The following is a 1476-nucleotide window of genomic DNA, read 5'->3' as shown; positions in this document are numbered from 1 at the left end:
GGGTCTGTAAATAATTTTGTGTATCAACCTAAATCCTGATATAAGGGTAAGGGTTGATACATTTTTTTATGTATCAATATTTGTCCATTCCTATAGGAATGGAGCTTTACTTAATTTTACACAACTTTAATAAACTGTCAAATTTTTATGAAAATTTGCAGCTGATTTAATACTGGATTTTTATCTTGATTAAAACCTCCCTTCAAAAAATATTGATAATTGGGATAAAATTTGATCCCAGCCTCGTATTCTGCTTGTCCATTTGCTTGAGGCATCTACCATTGCTAGATACAAGCTTTTTTGTAGAGCATAGTCATTTGGAAATATGGTTTTATTTTTGGTTACTTTTCTTAGTTGCCTATTGAAGTTTTCCATGGCATTTGTTGTATATATCAGTTTTCTTATTCCGTCTGGATATTTAAAATATGTCGATAATTCTGCCCAGTTGTTTTTCCAAGAGCTTACACACATTGGATATTTTTTACTCCATTTTTCTTCAAAGACTCCTAAATTTGTTAAGGCTAAGTCTTCTGTTGGTGCCTTGTATACTGCTTTTAGGTCTTTCATTAATTCTTTTATGTCTTTGTATGACACATATTTTGTTGAGTTTCTTATTTGGTGGATTATACATTTTTGTATTTCTGCTTTTGGATATACTGCTTCTATTGCTTGTGTGAATCCTGGGAGGTTATCTGTTGAAACTATCAGGATATCTTCAAGACCTCTTTCTTTTAGTTGGTTTAAGACTAGTAACCAGTATTTGCTTGATTCATTTTCTCCTACCCACATTCCTAGTATTTCTTTAAAGCCTTCTAGGTTGTAGCCTAGGGCGATGTATACTGCCTTTTTGACTACTATGTTGTTTTCTCTTACGTGGTAGTGTATAGCGTCTAAGAAGACCATTGGATAGATTTTTTCTAGTGGTCTATTTTGCCACTCTTCTATGGTTGGTAGTATTTTGTTGGTTATTTTACTTACCATTGTTTCTGATATGGTAAAACCATAAATATCTTTGATGTGAGATGATATGTCTCTTGTTGTCATTCCTTTGCCATACATTGATATTATTTGATTTTCTATGTTTGATATGTCTTTTTCATATTTCTTTAATGATTGTGGTTCAAATGTTCCTTCTCTATCTCTTGGTATGTTTAAATCTATATTTCCATATGATGATCTAACTGTTTTTTTACTTGTACCATTTCTTGTATTTAAGGAAAGTGGTTTTTCTCCATATTCATAGTCTAAATGCTCATCTAATTCTGCTTTTAAAAGTTCTTCCATAGTATCGCCTAAAAGATCTTTTAGTGCTTCCTGAATATCTTGTGCGCTTTGAGGCTGGTATTCTTCAATTAACATTTTTGCTATTTTGCTTCTTTTTGTTTCCGGTCTTTTTCTTGGCATAAAAATTCCTCCTGATTAGTTTTCACTTACCCTAATCAGGAGGTTTCTATACACAAAATTTTATACAGTCTC

1 protein-coding gene is annotated in these 1476 nt (G+C 31.9%); it reads right to left on the bottom strand.

What is annotated here, in order from left to right; genetic code table 11:
• Window positions 1-189 precede the first annotated feature (189 nt).
• Window positions 190-1359 (bottom strand): IS256 family transposase, encoded by a 1170-nt coding sequence (locus tag ASHG_RS00010; protein ID WP_244264208.1) that lies wholly within the window; start codon window positions 1357-1359, stop codon window positions 190-192.
• Window positions 1360-1476: the final 117 nt, after the last annotated feature.

It is taken from the genome of Anaerococcus senegalensis JC48, from assembly GCF_000321005.1.
Lineage (GTDB): Bacteria > Bacillota > Clostridia > Tissierellales > Peptoniphilaceae > Anaerococcus > Anaerococcus senegalensis.
This window is presented reverse-complemented; position numbering and strand designations above follow the sequence as displayed.

Excerpts from the sequence above, each read along its gene's own strand:
- ASHG_RS00010 (WP_244264208.1), bottom strand. The coding sequence starts at position 1,359 with ATGTTAATTGAAGAATACCAGCCTCAAAGCGCACAAGATATTCAGGAA.